This is a genomic window from Micromonospora sp. NPDC003241 (assembly GCF_053589795.1).
Map to the genome: position 1 here is coordinate 50,659 of NZ_JBSFSO010000039.1, position 16,764 is coordinate 67,422.

Below are 16,764 nucleotides of genomic sequence, written 5' to 3' on the forward strand. Positions count from 1 at the left end.
GCCCACCAGCGCCCTTGGTCCACCAGCGCCCTTGGTCCACCAGCGCCCTTGGTCCACCAGCGCCCTTGGTCCACCAGCGCCCTTGGTCCACCAGCGCCCTTGGTCCACCAGCGCTTCCTCGCCTTCGGCGATACCAGTGTTTCGGGCGCTGGTTGCCTGGCTGTCGGATCGGCTCAAGATCTTGGACAGTTCCCGTTTCGAGCTAACGGAAACTGTCCAAGGTTCACGTTCGAGAGGCGGTGATGGGATCCGTTGGGGGTGGTCGGTGGCGTCCGTGCCATTGGCGTGGAGGCGGCCGACGGGCGTGTCCAGGCGTTCGAGGGCATCTCGGTCCGCACTTCACATGCCGACAAGTCCCGGCCGCAAGACGCCGATACCGAGCAGACAGCACCACTCAGAATGGCTGGCGTACGGACGGAGGTCGGCAGACCGGGGGCCCGACGGAGTGGGCGTGTCGGGGGCCCGACGGAGATCGGGCTCGACTCGAGGTAGAGGGGGTGGGGAAGTGGGAACGCGGGCGCGGCAGGAGACGACGTCCCTGCTGGCCGGTGGGCACCGCCTGGTCAACTGCGCTACCAGTCGCCGCTGACCAGGGCAGGGACTTCTGATAGCAGGAACGGTTCAGCTCGACAGCGGCCATAAGGCAGCTCGACAGCCCGCTGAGGGCGGCGGCAGGTCGCGACGATCACTACACCTAGCTTCCTAGGACGCCCTAGCGGGTGTGCGCGGCACCACCGCTCCGAGAACAGTTTCAGATCATCGGAGGAGGGGACACGACCTCAGGAGCGGAGCGATTCGCTGCGCTCGACCGCCGAGGCAGGCAGGGAGGCGACATGAGCTTCACCGACAAGGCGAAGAACAAGGTCGAGGAACTGAGCGGCGCCGCCAAGGAGCGCGTCGGCGACATGACCGACAACGAGCGCATGCGTGCCGAGGGCGCCACCGAGCAGTCCGAGGCCCGCGCCCGTAAGGCCGGTGAGAACGTGAAGGACGCCGGCCGCAACGCCAAGGACGCCTTCACCAAGTGACCGCACGCAGAAGCGGGCCACCGGAGCATTCCGGTGGCCCGCTTCGCGGCGTGGCGTCAGTCGGTGGAGGAGGTACCGACCGGGCGACGCCGGGTCCGGTCAGTCGTCGCGGTGGATCCGCCACCACTGCCGGCCGGTCTCCGGCAGGGTGTCGATCGGGTCGTAGTACGCGTACCGCTTGTTGAGGGCCTCCAGGTCGGCGGACTCGATGGAGGTGCGGTAGTTCTTCGTCCAGTAAGAGATGCCGCGTTCGCGGTCGTACTCGGTGATCATGTGCACCCAGCGCTTGCCGACGAAGGGCACGTCGCAGACGATCCGGGGGGTGGCGTAGCCGGGCAGGTAGCCCATGATGTCGTGCTGGAGCTGCTGGGCGTGCCAGACCGGGACCCGCCAGTGCTCGGCGTTGGGGATCATGTCGCACATGTAGAAGTAGTACGGCAGGATGCCCGCCTCGCCCTGGAGGGCGAAGCAGAGGTCGAGCAGGTCGGTGGTGCTGGCGTTGACGCCGCGCATCAGCACGCCCTGGTTGCGCACGTCGCGTACGCCGACGTCGAGGGCGGTCTGGGTGGCCTTGGCGACCAGTGGGGTGAGCGACTGGGCGTGGTTGACGTGGGTGTGGATGGCCAGGTTGACGCCCCGTCGGGCGGCGGTGCGGGCGACCCGCTCCAGCCCCTCCACGACGTCGGGCTGCAACCAGTGCTGCGGCAGGCCCATGAGTGCCTTGGTGGCGAGCCGGATGTCGCGGATGGTCTCGATCTCCAGCAGGCGCATCAGGTACGACTCGAGGTTGCGCCACGGGACGTTGGCCACGTCGCCGCCGGAGACCACCACGTCGCGTACGCCGGGGTGGGCCTTGAGGTAGGTGATGTGGGCGTCGTACCGGTCGACGGGCTTGAGGGTGAGTTTGAGCTTGTCGACGGCGGGGGTGGAGTTGCCGACCAGGTCCATGCGCGTGCAGTGCCCGCAGTACTGGGGACAGGTGGAGAGCAGTTCGGCGAGGACCTTGGTGGGATAGCGGTGGGTGAGCCCCTCGGCGACCCACATGTCGTGTTCGTGCAGTGAGTCGCGGGTGGCGTACGGGTGGGAGGGCCAGTCGGTGCGGCGGTCCGAGGCGACGGGGATCATGTATCGCCGGATCGGGTCGGCCAGCAGCGTCTCGGTGGTGGGTGGGGCGTCCGGCACCATGGTGTTGATCATTTGGGGTGGTACGAGCATGGACATGGTGGCCAGGGCGCGTTGGTCGGCGTCGAGGTCGGCGTAGAAGTGCTCGTCGACGGTGTCGCCGAGCAGGGTGCGGAGCTGCTTGATGTTCTTGACGCAGTTGACGCGCTGCCACTGGGCGCTTTCCCACTGGTCGCGGGTGACGTGACGCCAGCCGGGGAAGCGGGTCCAGTCGGGTTCGACGAGGCGGTGGCGGCGGTATTCGTACGGTTGGCCGGTCAGTGCGGTGGTGGGGGCCGGCTCGGGTGTTGCCGGGGTGGTGTGCACCGGCGGTTGGGTCTGGGTCACGGCCCCTCCTGCGGGTGTGTCGGTGGTCGTCCGACCTGGGTGTCGGTCGATCCGGGTTCGTCAGCGGACCGAAGGTTACTGGAAAATATTCGGTACAGGAATTATTCTGCCGGAAGTTTTCCCGTCATGCGAGTTGATGTCGGGGCTTCGGGCGGTCGGACAGGGAGGTTGGCGTGACGTCACCAGTAGGTCTGCACCGGGTCGTGGAACCGGCGGGGGTGCTGCCGCAGGCGGCCTGGCGGTTGGACGCGCGGCCGGAGATCGGCCCGAACGAGGTGCGGATCTCGGTCGAGCGGCTGAACCTGGACGCGGCGAGTTTCCGCCAGCTGCGGGACAAGCACGGTGGTGACGGGGACGCGGTACGCGCCGAGGTGCTGGACATCATCGCGACGCGGGGCAAGATGCAGAACCCGGTGACCGGGTCGGGCGGGATGTTGATCGGCACGGTGGCGGAGGCGGGTCGGCGTTCGCCGTTGGGGTTCAAGGCCGGTGAGCGGGTGGCGACGCTGGTGTCGTTGACGCTGACGCCGCTGGTGATCACCGACGGGTTGGCGCGGTGGGACGGGCTCAGCGAGCAGGTGCCGTGCGAGGGGTGGGCGATCCTGTTCGCCCGGTCGATCGCGGCGGTGCTGCCGGAGGACCTGGATCCGCAGTTGTCGTTGGCGGTGCTGGACGTGTGTGGGGCGCCGGCGTTGACCGAGCGGGTGGTGCGGCGGTACGTGGCGGAGCGGCCGGCGGGCTTCGGGCCGGTCGCGGTGGCGGTGGTCGGTGGTGCGGGCAAGAGCGGTTCGTTGTCGTTGGCGGCGGCGCGGCGGGCGGGTGCGGGTCGTACGGTCGGGGTGGTGCCGGTGGTCGCGGAGCGCGACGCGTTGGTCGCGGCGGGCCTGGCCGACGAGGTCGTGGTGGCCGACGCGCGGGATCCGGTGGGGTTGTCGGTGGCGGTGACGTCGGCGTTGGGGGTGCCGGCGGACGTGACGGTGGTCTGCGTGGACGTGCCGGGGTGTGAGCACGGTGCGGTGTTGGCGACTGCGGACGGCGGCACGGTGGTGTTCTTCTCGATGGCGACGAGTTTCGCGGCGGCGGCGTTGGGTGCGGAGGGTCTGGCGGCGGACGTGACGATGCTGGTGGGTAACGGGTACGTGCCGGGGCACGCGGAGTTGGCGTTGGGGCTGCTGCGTGACGTGCCGGGGGTGCGTGGGCTCTTCGAGGCCCGGCTGGCGGCAGACTGAGGCCATGACGAAGAACCCCTCGACGTTGTATCGGGCCGGCGTGTTGCACTGCCCGGCGGATCCGTCCGCGACGGCCCTGTTGGTGCGGGACGGGCGGATCGTCTGGTTGGGGGCCGGGGCGGACGCGCCGGCCGCGGACCGGGTGGTGGATCTGGGCGGGGCGTTGGTGACGCCGGCGTTCGTGGACGCGCACGTGCATGTGAGTGACACCGGGTTGGCGTTGTCGGGGCTGGATCTGTCCGGGGTGCGTTCGGCGGCGGAGTTGCTGGCGGCGGTGGCGGCGTTCGCGGCGGGGTTGCCGGTGGACGCGGTGGTGTTGGGGCACGGGTGGGACGAGTCGACGTGGTCGGTGCCGGTGCCGCCGGGGGCGGCGGAGGTGGATCGGGCGGCCGGTGGGCGGCGGGTGTACCTGTCGCAGGCGTCGATCCATTCGGCGCTGGTGTCGTCGGCGTTGTTGGCGGCGTGTCCGGAGGCGGTGGCGGCGCCGGGGTTCGACGCGTCGGGGTGGTTGCGGCGGGACGCGCATCACGTCGTGCGGGCGGTGGCGCGGGCGTCGGTGTCGCGGGCGCAGCGGGTGGCGGCGCAGCGGGTGGCGTTGCGGCATGCGGCGTCGTTGGGGATCGCGGCGGTGCACGAGTGCGGTGGGCCGGAGATCTCGGACGAGGAGGACTTCACGGGCCTGTTGTCGCTGTCGGGTGCGGGGGTGCCGGAGGTGTACGGGTACTGGGGTGAGTTGGGTGGTGCGGCGCGGGCGCGGGAGTTGGGTGCGGTGGGCGCGGGTGGGGATCTGTTCGCGGACGGGGCGTTGGGGTCGCGGACGGCGCACGTGTCGGCGGCGTACGTGGACGGGCAGGGGTGTGGTCACGGGTATCTGACGGCGGAGCAGGTTCGTGATCATTTGTTGGACTGTGCGGCGCACGGGATGCAGGGCGGGTTCCACGCGATCGGGGATGCGGCGATCTCGACGGTGTTGGCGGGGTTCGCGGGGGCGGCGGAGAAGTTGGGGACGGAGCGGGTGCGTGCGGCGCGGCATCGGATCGAGCACGCGGAGATCGTGGATCGGCGGTTGATCGCCGGGTTCGTGGAGTTCGGGGTGGTGGCGTCGATGCAGCCGGCGTTCGACCGGTTGTGGGGTGGCGCGGGTCGGATGTACGAGGCGCGGTTGGGGTTGGCGCGGTCGTTGGCGTCGAATCCGATGGGGGCGATGCACGGGGTGGGGGTGGCGTTGGCGTTCGGGTCGGATTCGCCGGTGACGCCGTTGGATCCGTGGGGGTCGGTGCGGGCGGCGGTGGCGCATCACAACCCGGTGCAGCGGATGAGTGTGCGGGCGGCGTTCGCGGCGCATACGCGGGGTGGTTGGCGGGCGGTGCATCGGGACAGTGAGGGGGTGTTGGCGTTGGGGGCGCCGGCGACGTTCGCGGTGTGGTCGTCGCCGGCGGGGGTGGCGCGGGGGTTGCCGGTGTTGGAGGCCGAGGATCCGCAGGTGCGGGGGGTGCAGGATCCGACGCCGTTGCCGGTGTGCCGGGCGACGGTGTTGCGCGGTGAGGTGATTTACGAGGAAGGGTCGTCGTGACGCAGGTGAGTGGTTTCTCGGGCGGGAAGCTGGATCTGGATCCGGTGGTGGTGGCGCGGGCGCGGGAGTTGGCGCGGCGGGTCGGGCAGCCGGTGGTGGAGTTGGCGCGGGGGCACACCACGGTGTCGGTGGAGCGTGCGGTGTTGCGGTTGGCCGGGGTGGCGGGTGCCGATCCGGACGGTATTCCGTGGGTGAACCGGTTGGTGGACGCGGTGGTGGCGGATGTGGGGTTGGGGCACGGGGTGGCGGTGCCGGTGTTCGAGGCGTTGGCGCGGGAGCAGGTCTCGGATGTGACGTTGCTGGCGCAGAAGGCGGCGGCGGGTGCGGTGCGGTTCGTGGTGCCGTCGGGGAGGTCGGCGTCGGTGGCGCGGCGGTCGGCGCGGCGGGCGGTGGCGGCGGGGGTGCGGCGGATCGATCGGCGGCGGGCGGAGCGGGATCGGTTGGTGCGGCGGTTCGGGGATCCGGTGCGGCGGCCGTGGGTGTATCTGATCGTGGCGACGGGGGACATCTATGAGGACATTCCGCAGGCTCAGGCGGCGGCGCGGGCGGGTGCGGATGTGATCGCGGTGATCCGGTCGACGGGTCAGTCGTTGTTGGACTACGTGCCGGAGGGAGCGACCCGGGAGGGGTTCGCGGGGACGTACGCGACGCAGGAGAACTTCCGGTTGATGCGGGCGGCGTTGGACGAGTCGTCGCGGGAGTTGGGCCGGTATGTGCGGTTGACGAATTACGCGTCGGGGTTGTGCATGCCGGAGATGGCGACGCTTGCGGGTCTGGAGCGTCTGGACATGATGCTCAACGATTCGATGTACGGGATTCTGTTCCGGGACATCAATCCGATCCGGACGTTCGTGGACCAGCGGTTCTCGCGGCAGGTGCACGCGCGGGCGGGGATCATCATCAACACCGGTGAGGACAACTACCTGACCACGGCGGATGCGGTGGACGAGGCGCACACGGTGACGGTGTCGCAGTTGCTGAACGAGTACTTCGCGCACGAGGCGGGGTTGGCGGACTGGCAGTTGGGGCTGGGGCACGCGTTCGAGATCAATCCGGAGGTGCCGGAGTCGTTCCGGTTGGAGTTGGCGCACGCGTTGTTGGCGCGGGAGTTGTTCCCGGATGCGCCGTTGAAGTGGATGCCGCCGACGAAGCACATGACCGGTGACGTGTTCCGGGGCAATCTGCTGGACGGGTTCTTCAATCTGGTGGGTGCCATGACGGGGCAGGGGATCCTGCTGGTGGGGATGATGACGGAGGCGGTGGTGACGCCGTGGTTGTCGGACCGGGACATCGCCCTGCAGAACGTGCGGTACGTGTTGGGTGCCGCCGGTGGGTTGCACGAGGACTTCGTGCCGGCGCCGGGTGGGTTCATCCAGCAGCGGGCGCACCACGTGCTGGGTGAGGCGGTGGAGTTGTTGGAGCGCATCGGTGAGCGGTCGTTGTTGACGGCGATCGCCGAGGGCACGTTCGGGATCATGAAGCGGCCGGCGGATCGGGGCAAGGGGCTCGACGGGGTGGCGGCGCACGAGGCCGACTACTACAACCCGGCGACGGAGATCCTGGAGGCGGTGGCGTGAGCGCGGCGCAGGGTCCGGTGGTGCGGCCGTACGGGGACACCACGGGTGACGGCATGGTGCAGGTGTCGTTCACGTTGCCGGTGCCGCACGACAAGCGGGCCGAGGGTGCGGCGATCCAGTTGGCGAACCGGATGGGGATGGATCCGGCGTTGTTGGTGCACGCGAAGCAGATGGGTGACGGGTTCACGTTCTTCGTGGTGTACGGGCGGGTGAACCATCTGGTGGACCTGTCGGCGGTGCAGGTGGTGGAGCGGGACTTTCCGCTGCTGTCGGCCAAGGAGGTCAACGCGGTGGTGAAGCGGCGGTTGCGGCGGAAGTTGTCGGTGGTGGGGGCGTGTATCGGCACGGACGCGCACACGGTGGGCATCGACGCGATCCTGAACGTGAAGGGGATCGCGGGGGAGAAGGGCCTGGAGTATTACCGGGAGTTGTCGGTGACGAACCTGGGTGCGCAGGTGAGTGTGCCGGAGTTGGTGGAGGCGGCGCGGGCGGCGCGGGCGGATGCGGTGTTGGTGTCGCAGGTGGTGACGCAGCGGGACGCGCATCTGCACAACACGCGGGAGATGTCGGCGGCGTTCCGGGAGGCGATGCCGGCGGGGCGGCGGCCGTTGCTGATCGTGGGTGGGCCGCGGTTCGACGAGTCGCAGGCCGCCGAGTTGGGGGTGGATCGGATCTTCGGTCGGGGCACCACGCCGGGTGAGGTGGCGTCGTTTCTGGTGCACGCGTTGGTGACGGGTCGGAAGGTGGGGGCGGCATGACGGATCCTCGGGTGGGGTTGACGGTGACGCATCGGCGGTATGTGCCGTACGCGCACGCGCATTACGCGGGGAACCTGGTCGACGGGGCGTACGCGTTGGGGTTGTTCGGTGACGTGGCCACGGAGGTGTGTATCCGCACGGACGGGGACGAGGGGTTGTTCGCGTCGTACTCGGATGTGCAGTTCCGGGCGCCGATGAAGGCCGGTGACGTGCTGGAGGTGGTGGCGACGGTGACCCGGATGGGTACCCGTAGCCGGACGTTGGAGTTCGAGGCGCGGGTGGTGTGTCGGGGGCGGCCGGATCGGGGCGAGTCGGCGGCGGAGGTGTTGGAGGTGCCGGTGGTGGCGGTGTCGGCGACCGGCACGGTGGTCGTGCCCGCGCCGGTATGAGTGTCGCGGTCTGCGCCGACGTCGGGTCGACGTTCACGAAGGTGGCGGTGGTCGACCTGGCCGGCGGCGGGTTGGTCGCGGCGGCGGCGGTGCCGACGACGGTGGGGACGGACGTGGTGCACGGCCTGGACGCGGCGGTGGCGGCGGCCGGGGTGGGTGCGCGGGAGGTGCCGTGGTTCGTGTGTTCGTCGGCCGGTGGTGGGCTGCGGTTGGCGGTGGTGGGGTACGAGCCGTTGGTGACCGCGCAGGCGGGCCGACGGGTGGGGTTGTCGGCGGGGGCCGATGTGGTGCACGTGGCCGCCGGCCGGTTGGGGCGGGCGGAGCTGGCCGGGTTGCGGGCGGCGCGGCCGGACGTGGTGTTGCTGGTGGGTGGCACCGACGGTGGGGACGCCGAGACGTTGACCCACAACGCGACGCGGTTGGCGCGGGCGCGGTGGCGGGTGCCGGTGGTGTTGGCGGGCAACGTCGATGTGCGTGAGGAGTTGGCGGCGGTGTTGGCCGGTGCGGGGGTGCCGGTGACGGTGGCCGACAACGTGTTGCCGCGGATCGGGGTGTTGTCGCCGGTGTCGGCGCGGTCGGCGATCCGGCAGGTGTTCCTGCGGCACGTGATCGGCGGTAAGCGGTTGTCGCGGGGGTCGCGGTTCGCGCGGCTGGTGCGGGCGGCGACGCCGGATGCGGTGCTGACCGGGGTGGAGGTGTTGGCGGAGGCGGCCGGTGGTGATCTGGTGGTGGTGGACGTGGGGGGTGCCACCACGGACGTGTACTCGGTGTTGACTCCGGACGAGCGGGCCGACGGCCCGGGTCGGGAGGTGGCCGGGGCGTTGTGGCGGGCGCGGACGGTGGAGGGGGATCTGGGGATGCGGTGGAGCGCGCCGGGGGTGGTGCGGGCCGCCGTGGAGGAGCGGCTGGTGGCCGACGGTGAGCGGGACGCGTTGGTGGCTGCGGCGGCGGTGCGGGCCGCCGATCCGGGTTTCCTGCCGGTGGACGCGGCGGGGCGGGTGTGGGACGGCCGGTTGGCGGCGTTGGCGGCGACGGTGGCGGTGCGGCGGCATGCCCGGGGTGTGGGGACCGGTGAGCGGGCCGGTCGGGATCTGCGGGACGTGCGGCTGCTGGTGGGTTCGGGTGGGGTGTTGCGGCATGCCCGCGACGGTGAGGTGACGCCGGTGTGGCGGGCGGTGTTGGGTGATCACGCGGGTGGGTGGGCGGTGCCGAGGGCGGCGCGGGCGGTGGTGGACTCGGACTACGTGTTGGCGGCGGCGGGGTTGTTGGCGGCGGAGCATCCGGGTGCGGCGCGGGCCCTGGTGGGGCCGCTGACCTCGGCGTGACCGGTGTCGGGTCGGTTTCGGACGGTGACGGTGAGCGCGACACGCCGTGCCGGTGCGGCGACTCGTCGGGGGTGGGTTGACAAGGCCGGGGGTGAGCCACGTACCGTCTTTGAGTCCTACCACGGGAAGCGGCTGTTGTTCGCTTCGTCCCTTCGTCCGCTGGCCGAGCGACGGTTGTCGCGGCGGCCAGGTCCAGCGGGCGGGGGTCGGCGGGGCGGCGCGAACCGGCCGCGGTTACCGGTGTACGGGCAGGGTGGGGTGCACGGCCAGTAGACAACGGCCCGACGGGGACAGCCAGTCACCGTCCGGTCGGTCCGAAGGTCGGGGTGCCTCATTCCCGCCGCACCGGCTGGGAAGGGCCTGGGAGCATCGGGGCGCGGCGTATGCCGCGCCCCGATTTCGTGTGCTCAGTCGGCGGCGGGTCGGGCCCGCACGTGCAGCCGTTCGCCCTGTGGGCCATAGAGGTTGAGGACTTCGGCGGGGGTCGGGTCGGGGTTGGCGACGGAGTGCGGCACCCGGGTGTCGAACTCGGCGACCTCGCCGGGGTGCAGGATCAGGTCGTTGTCGCCCAGGCGCAGCCGGATGCGGCCGGAGAGCACGTACAGCCATTCGTAGCCCTCGTGGGAGGCCGGTTGCGGGTCGGTGGGGGTGTGGGGCGGCAGGATCTGCTTGAACGCCTGGACGCCGCCGGGGCGGCGGGTCAGCGGCAGGAACGTCATGCCGTGGCGGACGATCGGCTGGGGGCGGACGCGGGGGTCGCCGACGGCGGGTGCGCCGACGAGTTCGTCCAGGGGCACCTGGTGGGCGCGGGCCAGCGGCAGGAGCAGTTCCAGGGTGGGGCGGCGGTGGCCGGATTCGAGTCGGGACAGGGTGCTGACGGAGATGCCGGTGGTGTCGGCGAGTTCGCTCAGGGTGGTGCCGCGTCGTTTGCGCAGGGCCCGGAGCCGGGGGCCGACCTCCGCGAGCACCGTCGCCTCGTCGTTTGCCATAACAGCAACATTACTTGTCGTTTCGGCGGGCGGGGTGCAGCGTGGGTGCCGCAGAAGGTCACGAGGGGGTACGCATGGACGACGGATACGACGTGGTGGTGGTCGGCGGCGGCGCGGCCGGACTGGCCGGGGCGCTGGCCCTGGCGCGGGCGCGCCGCACGGTGCTGGTGGTGGACGCCGGAGCGCCCCGCAACGCCCCCGCCGACCGGGTGCACAACTATCTGGGCCGGGAGGGTACGCCGCCGGCGGAGTTGACGGCGACCGGCCGTGCCGAGGTCACCGGGCACGGCGGGCACGTCGTGGACGGGCGGGTCGAGGCGGTGACCCGCGACGGGGACGACTTCGTGGTGGCCGTCGACGGCGACCGGCGGGTCCGGGCGCGGCGGCTGCTGGTCACCACCGGCCTGGTCGACGAGTTGCCGCCGGTGCCGGGGTTGGCGCAGCGGTGGGGTCGCGACGTGCTGCACTGCCCGTACTGCCACGGGTGGGAGGTGCGGGACCGGCGCATCGGGGTGCTGGCGACCGGGCCGCTGGCGGTGCACCAGGCGCTGCTGTGGCGGCAGTGGAGCCCGCACGTGCTGGTGCTGGCGCACGAGGGGCCGACGCCGGACGCCGAGCAGGCCGAGCGGTTGGCCGCCCGCGACGTCGGTGTGGTGCCGGGTGAGGTGACGGGCGTGACGGTGGCCGAGGACCGGCTCACCGGCGTACGGCTGGCCTCCGGGGAGGTCGTGGCGCTGGACGCGCTGGTGGTGGCGACGGGGATGACCGCCCGGTCGGCGCTGCTGGAGTCACTCGGGCTGCTCCCGGAGGACGTGGAGATGTCCGGGCACGTGATCGGCCGCCGCATCGCGGCCGACGCGACCGGCGCCACCGCCGTGCCGGGGGTGTGGGTCGCCGGCAACGTCACCGACGTGTCCGCGCAGGTGATCCGGGCCGCCGGGGCGGGCCTGACGGCCGGGGCGGCGATCAACGCCGACCTGGTCGAGGAGGACACCCGGCGCGCGGTGGACGCACGTCGCCGGCAGCGGGAGGAGATGTTCACCGAGGCGGCCTGGGAGGAGCGGTACCGGTCCCGGACGTCGATGTGGAGCGGCCGACCCAACCCGCAGCTCGTCGCCGAGGTGGCGGGCACCACGCCGGGCCGGGCGTTGGACGTGGGCAGCGGCGAGGGCGCCGACGCGGTGTGGCTGGCCGAGCAGGGCTGGCAGGTCACCGGCGTGGACATCTCCGCCACCGCCCTCGAGCGGGCCGCCGGGCACGCCCGCGACGCCGGTGCGCAGGTGGCCGCGCGCATCGAGTTCACGCACGCGGACCTGCAACGCTGGTCGCCGCCGCCGGGCGCGTACGACCTGGTGTCGGCGCAGTTCATGCAGCTTCCGCCGGAAGCGCGGCGGGAGATGTTCGCGCGGCTGGCCGAGGCGGTGGCCCCGGGCGGGCGGCTGCTGATCGTCGGACACGATCCGGGTGACACGCACGTCGGTGGTCACCGCGCCCGCTACCCGGAGATGATGTTCACCGCCGAGCAGGTCGCCGCGGACCTGGACCCGCAGCGGTTCGAGGTGCTGGTCACGCAGCGCCGCCCCCGGTCGGCGGTGCACGACGGCCGGGACGTGGTCATCCACGACGCGGTGCTGGTGGCCCGCCGCCGCTGAGGCACCCCGCAGGGGCGGGAGCAGGGCGCGCGGTCACCGGCGGCGACGAGGCCGGTGACCGCGTCGGCGTCGGGGGCCGCCGGGCGGGTAGCCTTCGGCGCGTGACCCCGCCTGAGGCCCCCGTGACGACTGCGGACCGCGCCGACACCGTCCGGCCCACCACCTGCCGGCCCGACGGTACGCCCCGTCCGCTGCCTCTGCCGGTGGCGGTGGTGATGGCGGTGGCCGCCGGGTTGGCGCTGCTGGTGGCGTTCCCGCCGTACGGGTGGTGGCCGCTGGCGCCGGTCGGAGTGGCGCTGCTGGCCGCCGCGACGCACCGGCGGCGACTGCGGGCCGGCGCGGGTCTGGGTTTCCTGACCGGGCTGGCGCTGTTCGCGCCGCTGCTGTCCTGGACGAATTTGCACACCGGCTACCTGCCGTGGGTGCTGCTGTCGCTGTTGCAGGCCGGCTACCTGGCGCTGCTGGGCCTGGGCACCGCGTGGGTGTCGCCGCTGGCCGACCGGTACCCGGCGGTGTGGCCGGCGCTGACCGGTGTGCTGTGGGTGGGGCAGGAGGCTTTGCGGGACCGCACCCCGTTCGGGGGGTTCCCGTGGGGGCGGCTGGCGTTCGGCCAGGACGGCTCCCCGCTGCTGGGGTTGGCCGCCGTCGGCGGTGCCCCGCTGGTGACGTTCGCCGTCGCCACGGCCGGTGGGCTGCTGGTGGCCGGCGTGTGGTGGACGGTGCGGGCCCGGCGTGACGCCACCGGCACCGGTCGGTGGCGGCCGGCCGCCGGATGCGCGGCGGCGCTGGTGCTGCTGTTCGGTGGGGGGCTGCTGGTGCCGGTGAGCACCGTGGCCACCGGTGACACGGTGACCGTGGCGATCGTGCAGGGCAACGTGCCGCGTCTCGGGTTGGACTTCAACGCCCAACGGCAGGCGGTGCTGAACAACCACGTGAACGCCACCATCGCCCTCGCCGGTGAGGTGGCCGCCGGCACCCGGGCCCGACCGGACCTGGTGGTGTGGCCGGAGAACTCCAGCGACATCGACCCGCTGCGCAACCAGTCGGCCAACATCCGCATCTCCGAGGCCGCCGACGCGATCGGCGTACCGATCCTGGTCGGTGCGGTGCTGACCGGCCCCGAGCAGGGGCAGGTGCGCAACGCGGGGCTGCTGTGGCGTCCGGGCAGCGGCCCCGACCTGGAGCAGCTCTACATCAAGCGGCATCCGGTGCCGTTCGCCGAGTACGTGCCGCTGCGCCGGATCGCCCGGATGGTCAGCGACCAGGTCGACCGGGTCCGCGCCGACTTCGTGGCCGGCACCGCACCGGGGGTGGTGCGCACCCCGGCGGCGGTGCTCGGCGACGTGATCTGCTTCGAGGTGGCCTACGACGGGCTGGTGCGCGACACCGTGATCGGTGGGGCGCAACTGCTGGTCGTACAGACCAACAACGCCACCTTCGACGAGGCCGAGGCCCGTCAGCAGTTGGCGATGGTCCGGTTGCGGGCGATCGAGCACGGTCGGCCCGCGTTGATGGCCTCCACGGTCGGAGTGTCCGGGTTCGTCTCCCCGGACGGGCGGGTAAGCGACGCCACCGGGTTCAACACCCAGGCGGTCGTGGTGCGTGAGCTGCGGCTGACCGAGGGGCGCACCCTCGCCACCCGGGTCGGGGTGCTGCCCGAGGTGGTGCTGGCCGGGCTGTCCGTGGCCGCGTTGGTCGGGGCGGCCCTGGTGCGGCGACGGTGGGGCGGCGCAGCCGGATGACCGGCGGCTGCCCGGAGAGGGGCAGCGGTGATGCGCAGGACCGACATCCGCCCGGCGGCGACCGGGGTGCCCGGCGTGGGTCGGGTGCTGGTGGTGATCCCGACCTACAACGAGGCTGACAACGTCGGCGCGATCGTGCGGCGGGTCCGTGGCGCCGCACCGCAGGTGGAGATCCTCGTCGCCGACGACAACAGCCCCGACGGCACCGGCCGCATCGCCGACGGTCTGGCCCGCGGCGACGCGCACGTGCACGTGCTGCACCGGGAGGGCAAGCAGGGCCTCGGCGCGGCGTACCTGGCCGGTTTCGCGTGGGCGCGCCAGCGCGGCTACGACGCGGTGGTGGAGATGGACGCCGACGGCTCGCACGCCCCGGAGGACCTGCCGGCGCTGCTGGCCGCCGCCCGCCACGCCGACGTGGTGATCGGGTCGCGGTGGACCCGGGGCGCCCGGGTGCTGAACTGGCCGCTGCGGCGGCTGCTGCTGTCGCGGTGCGGCAACCTGTACGCGCGGCTGGCGCTGGGCATGCCGGTGGCCGACGCCACCGGCGGCTACCGGGTGTACCGGGCGGGTGTGCTCGACGCGGTGGACCTGGAGTCGGTGTGTTCCCAGGGGTACTCGTTCCAGGTGGAGCTATCCCGGTTGGCGCACCGCGCCGGGGCGCGCATCGTCGAGGTGCCGATCACCTTCGCCGAGCGGGAACGCGGCGACAGCAAGATGAGTCCGCTGATCGTGGCCGAGGCGCTGTGGCGCATCACCGGCTGGGCGGTACGCGACCGGCGTAGCGCGGTGCGGCAGGGTTGGCAGGCGGCGACGGTGGGGCGGGCCCGCTGGCCATGAGCCGGAGCGTGTCATGCTTGACGGACGGGACGGCTGCGCCCCGCCGGGCGCGCCGTCCGATGACGAGCGCCGTGAGGCGGATGGGGTGAGATGCGCCGGACAGTGAAGTTCGTACCGTTGGCCCTGCTGCTGTCCCTGGCAGTGGAACTGGCCGTGTTCGTGGTGGTGGGCCGGGCGATCGGCTTCGGCGCGGCGACGCTGCTGGTGTTCGCGGCCTCGCTGCTGGGACTGGTCCTGCTACGTCGCGAGGGGATCCGGGCCTGGCGGGGCTTCCGGGACGCGGCGCAGTCCGGCCGGCCGCCCGGCGGTCAGGTCACCGACGGGCTGATCGGGTTGCTCGGCGCGTTGCTGCTGGCCACCCCGGGGCTGGTCAGCGGGGTGGTGGGGTTGGTGCTGCTGGTGCCGCCGGTGCGCCGGCTGGCCCGTGGCGGCATCCAGCGTTCGGCCGAGCGGCGGGTGTCGTCGATGACCGCCGGTGACCTGTTCGGGCCGCGCCGGGTGCACGTGTACCGGGGTGCGCCGCAGCAGCCGGCCGGCGAGCAGCCCGCCCCCGCGCCGCAGACGCCGCCGCAGCAGCAGCCGGTGACACCGGTGGTCGACGACGGCCGCGCCATCGAAGGTGAGATCGTCGAGCCGCGCTGAGCGCGACCCATCGCACGCACGACGGCGCCCCGGGAGATGATCTCCCGGGGCGCCGGTGGTGACTGCTCAGGCGCGACCGCGGCGGGTGCGGACCTCCTGGAGCCGCTCGGCGAGGATGTCCTCCAGCTCGGCGATCGAGCGCCGCTCCAACAGCATGTCCCAGTGCGTACGCGGCGGCTTGGCCTTCTTCTGCTCCGGCTCGTTGCCGTCGACCAGCCGGGCCACGCTGCCGTCGAACTTGCACTCCCAGGTGGTGGGCACCTCGGCGTCGACGGCGAACGGCACCTCGAACTGGTGACCCTTGGCGCACAGGTACTCGCGGGTCTGCCGCGGCGCGAGCTCCGTGTTGCGATCGGATTCGTAGCTGACCGCGCCCAGTCGGCTACCGCGCAGCATGCGCTCGCCCATGATCGACTTCCCCTCTGTGGTGGTGCTGGTCCTATCGGTGTAACGGTCCGCCGTCGCCGCGCCATTCCCCGTGGCCGCGTCTCGGCGTCCCGCAGCACGGCGGGTACGGGTCAAGGGTAGCGGGCCGCAGCGCGTACCCGGTCGGGTCCGCCCGCCGGGTCGTCTCGGCGGACCGTCGCCGCCAGCGGGAATCGTAGCCGTCGCGCGCACCAGGCCGGGGCCGGTGGGTGGCGGCGCGCCGTGATCAACCGGCCCGGGGCGTCGGCGGCAGGGGCAGCGGCAGCCCCGGCAGGCCGTCGATGCTGGTGGCGACGTCGTCCTTGCCGGCGAAGTAGGCGTCCAGCGACGCGTCGTCCTCCCGGGCGAACCGGCGGCCGTGCAGGTCCCGGTCGGCGTCGTAGGTCATCAGCGGCACCGCGAACCCGCAGGTGTCGCGGATCAGCCGGGCGCGCACCACGATGATCGCCCGCAGCCCGTGATCGGCGCTGTCGATGTCCGGGAAACGGGCCAGCAGCCCCGGGAAGCGGGGGTCGTCGCGGAACACCGGCTCGCCCTGCCCGTGGACCCGAACGATCGACGGCGGACCGGAGAAGGCGCACCACATCAGCGTGATCCGGCCGTTCTCCCGCAGGTGGGCGATGGTCTCGGCGTTGCTGCCGGCGAAGTCGAGGTAGGCCACGGTCAGCTCGTCGAGCACCGCCAGGCACCCCCGCAGGCCCTTCGGCGACAGGTTGACCGTGCCGTCGCCGGCAAGCGGCGCGGTCGCGGTGAAGAACATCGGCTGGGCCTCGATGAAGTCCCGCAGCCGACCGTCGATGCGTTCGTAGGTCTTCCCCATGCGCCCATCATCGGCGAGTCCCCACCCACCCCGCCGCCCCCTTCCCAGCCCTCGACACCCCACCGACGCCCGCGACAGCACGAACGGTTCAGCTCGACAGCCCCCACCCCCAGAAGCCCCACCCCCACCGCCCCCACCGAGCCCGGCCCGGACCCGGGACCGGCGCGTTGATCAAGAGGTTTGGGCGCGAATCTCGCACTATTCGCGCCCAAACCTAAAATGAAGCTGAAGGACACCGGAGATCTGCAAGAACAGAATATAAGAGATC

At 72.2% G+C, this 16,764-nt stretch carries 15 protein-coding genes; 11 read left to right on the plus strand and 4 right to left on the minus strand.

Going from position 1 to position 16,764, the window contains the following annotated elements; genetic code table 11:
• The first annotated feature begins 833 nt into the window (after positions 1-833).
• The gene (locus ACWDVW_RS25185) at positions 834-1,028 is read left to right on the plus strand and encodes a CsbD family protein (RefSeq protein WP_117227666.1); all 195 of its coding nucleotides are present in this window, start codon (positions 834-836) and stop codon (positions 1,026-1,028) included.
• Positions 1,029-1,127: 99 nt separating this feature from the next.
• On the opposite strand, the gene ACWDVW_RS25190 is transcribed toward ACWDVW_RS25185, so the two are convergent.
• Positions 1,128-2,537 (minus strand): KamA family radical SAM protein, encoded by a 1,410-nt coding sequence (locus ACWDVW_RS25190; RefSeq protein WP_449953350.1) that lies wholly within the window; start codon positions 2,535-2,537, stop codon positions 1,128-1,130.
• A gap of 173 nt (positions 2,538-2,710) precedes the next feature.
• Here ACWDVW_RS25190 and kdd point away from each other — a divergent pair, with 173 nt between their 5' ends.
• Genes kdd through ACWDVW_RS25220 form a run of 6 tightly spaced genes read left to right on the plus strand, consistent with a single transcriptional unit; the run spans position 2,711 to position 9,388 of the window.
• The gene (gene kdd, locus ACWDVW_RS25195) at positions 2,711-3,766 is read left to right on the plus strand and encodes an L-erythro-3,5-diaminohexanoate dehydrogenase (protein ID WP_449953351.1); all 1,056 of its coding nucleotides are present in this window, start codon (positions 2,711-2,713) and stop codon (positions 3,764-3,766) included.
• A 4-nt stretch (positions 3,767-3,770) separates the two neighbouring features.
• On the plus strand, positions 3,771-5,339 hold the full coding sequence (locus ACWDVW_RS25200) for an amidohydrolase (RefSeq protein ID WP_449953353.1): 1,569 nt from the start codon (positions 3,771-3,773) through the stop codon (positions 5,337-5,339).
• 5 nt (positions 5,340-5,344) lie between these two features.
• Positions 5,345-6,916: a lysine 5,6-aminomutase subunit alpha gene (gene kamD, locus ACWDVW_RS25205; protein WP_449953382.1), complete on the plus strand. Its 1,572-nt coding sequence runs from the start codon at positions 5,345-5,347 to the stop codon at positions 6,914-6,916.
• Positions 6,913-7,674, plus strand: coding sequence for a lysine 5,6-aminomutase subunit beta (gene kamE, locus ACWDVW_RS25210; protein WP_449953356.1), 762 nt, complete (start codon positions 6,913-6,915; stop codon positions 7,672-7,674). The genes kamD and kamE overlap by 4 nt, the downstream gene beginning before the upstream one ends.
• The gene (kal, locus tag ACWDVW_RS25215) at positions 7,671-8,063 is read left to right on the plus strand and encodes a 3-aminobutyryl-CoA ammonia lyase (RefSeq protein ID WP_449953359.1); all 393 of its coding nucleotides are present in this window, start codon (positions 7,671-7,673) and stop codon (positions 8,061-8,063) included. Before kamE ends, kal begins: the two co-directional genes overlap by 4 nt.
• The gene (locus ACWDVW_RS25220) at positions 8,060-9,388 is read left to right on the plus strand and encodes a glutamate mutase L (protein WP_449953362.1); all 1,329 of its coding nucleotides are present in this window, start codon (positions 8,060-8,062) and stop codon (positions 9,386-9,388) included. The genes kal and ACWDVW_RS25220 overlap by 4 nt, the downstream gene beginning before the upstream one ends.
• Before the next feature lie 407 nt (positions 9,389-9,795).
• Here the strand turns inward: ACWDVW_RS25220 and ACWDVW_RS25225 are convergent, their stop codons facing one another.
• Positions 9,796-10,377 carry a helix-turn-helix domain-containing protein gene (locus tag ACWDVW_RS25225; protein WP_449953365.1) on the minus strand — a complete coding sequence of 194 codons (582 nt, stop codon included), beginning with the start codon at positions 10,375-10,377 and terminating at the stop codon, positions 9,796-9,798.
• 74 nt (positions 10,378-10,451) lie between these two features.
• On the opposite strand from ACWDVW_RS25225, the gene ACWDVW_RS25230 reads away from it, so the two are divergent.
• The 4 genes from ACWDVW_RS25230 (at position 10,452) to ACWDVW_RS25245 (ending at position 15,250) form a co-directional block, all read left to right on the plus strand.
• Complete coding sequence (locus ACWDVW_RS25230; protein WP_449953367.1) at positions 10,452-12,029, plus strand: FAD-dependent oxidoreductase; 1,578 nt, start codon at positions 10,452-10,454, stop codon at positions 12,027-12,029.
• A 122-nt stretch (positions 12,030-12,151) separates the two neighbouring features.
• Positions 12,152-13,771: an apolipoprotein N-acyltransferase gene (lnt, locus tag ACWDVW_RS25235; RefSeq protein WP_449953385.1), complete on the plus strand. Its 1,620-nt coding sequence runs from the start codon at positions 12,152-12,154 to the stop codon at positions 13,769-13,771.
• Positions 13,772-13,801: 30 nt separating this feature from the next.
• On the plus strand, positions 13,802-14,608 hold the full coding sequence (locus ACWDVW_RS25240; RefSeq protein ID WP_449953369.1) for a polyprenol monophosphomannose synthase: 807 nt from the start codon (positions 13,802-13,804) through the stop codon (positions 14,606-14,608).
• Positions 14,609-14,698: 90 nt separating this feature from the next.
• Positions 14,699-15,250 (plus strand): FxsA family protein, encoded by a 552-nt coding sequence (locus ACWDVW_RS25245; RefSeq protein WP_449953371.1) that lies wholly within the window; start codon positions 14,699-14,701, stop codon positions 15,248-15,250.
• 66 nt (positions 15,251-15,316) lie between these two features.
• Here ACWDVW_RS25245 and ACWDVW_RS25250 read toward each other — a convergent pair whose 3' ends face one another.
• A complete protein-coding gene (locus tag ACWDVW_RS25250; RefSeq protein ID WP_007460094.1) occupies positions 15,317-15,658 on the minus strand; it encodes an RNA polymerase-binding protein RbpA in 342 nt (113 codons plus the stop codon).
• 244 nt (positions 15,659-15,902) lie between these two features.
• The gene (locus tag ACWDVW_RS25255; protein ID WP_449953374.1) at positions 15,903-16,496 is read right to left on the minus strand and encodes a pyridoxamine 5'-phosphate oxidase family protein; all 594 of its coding nucleotides are present in this window, start codon (positions 16,494-16,496) and stop codon (positions 15,903-15,905) included.
• Positions 16,497-16,764: the final 268 nt, after the last annotated feature.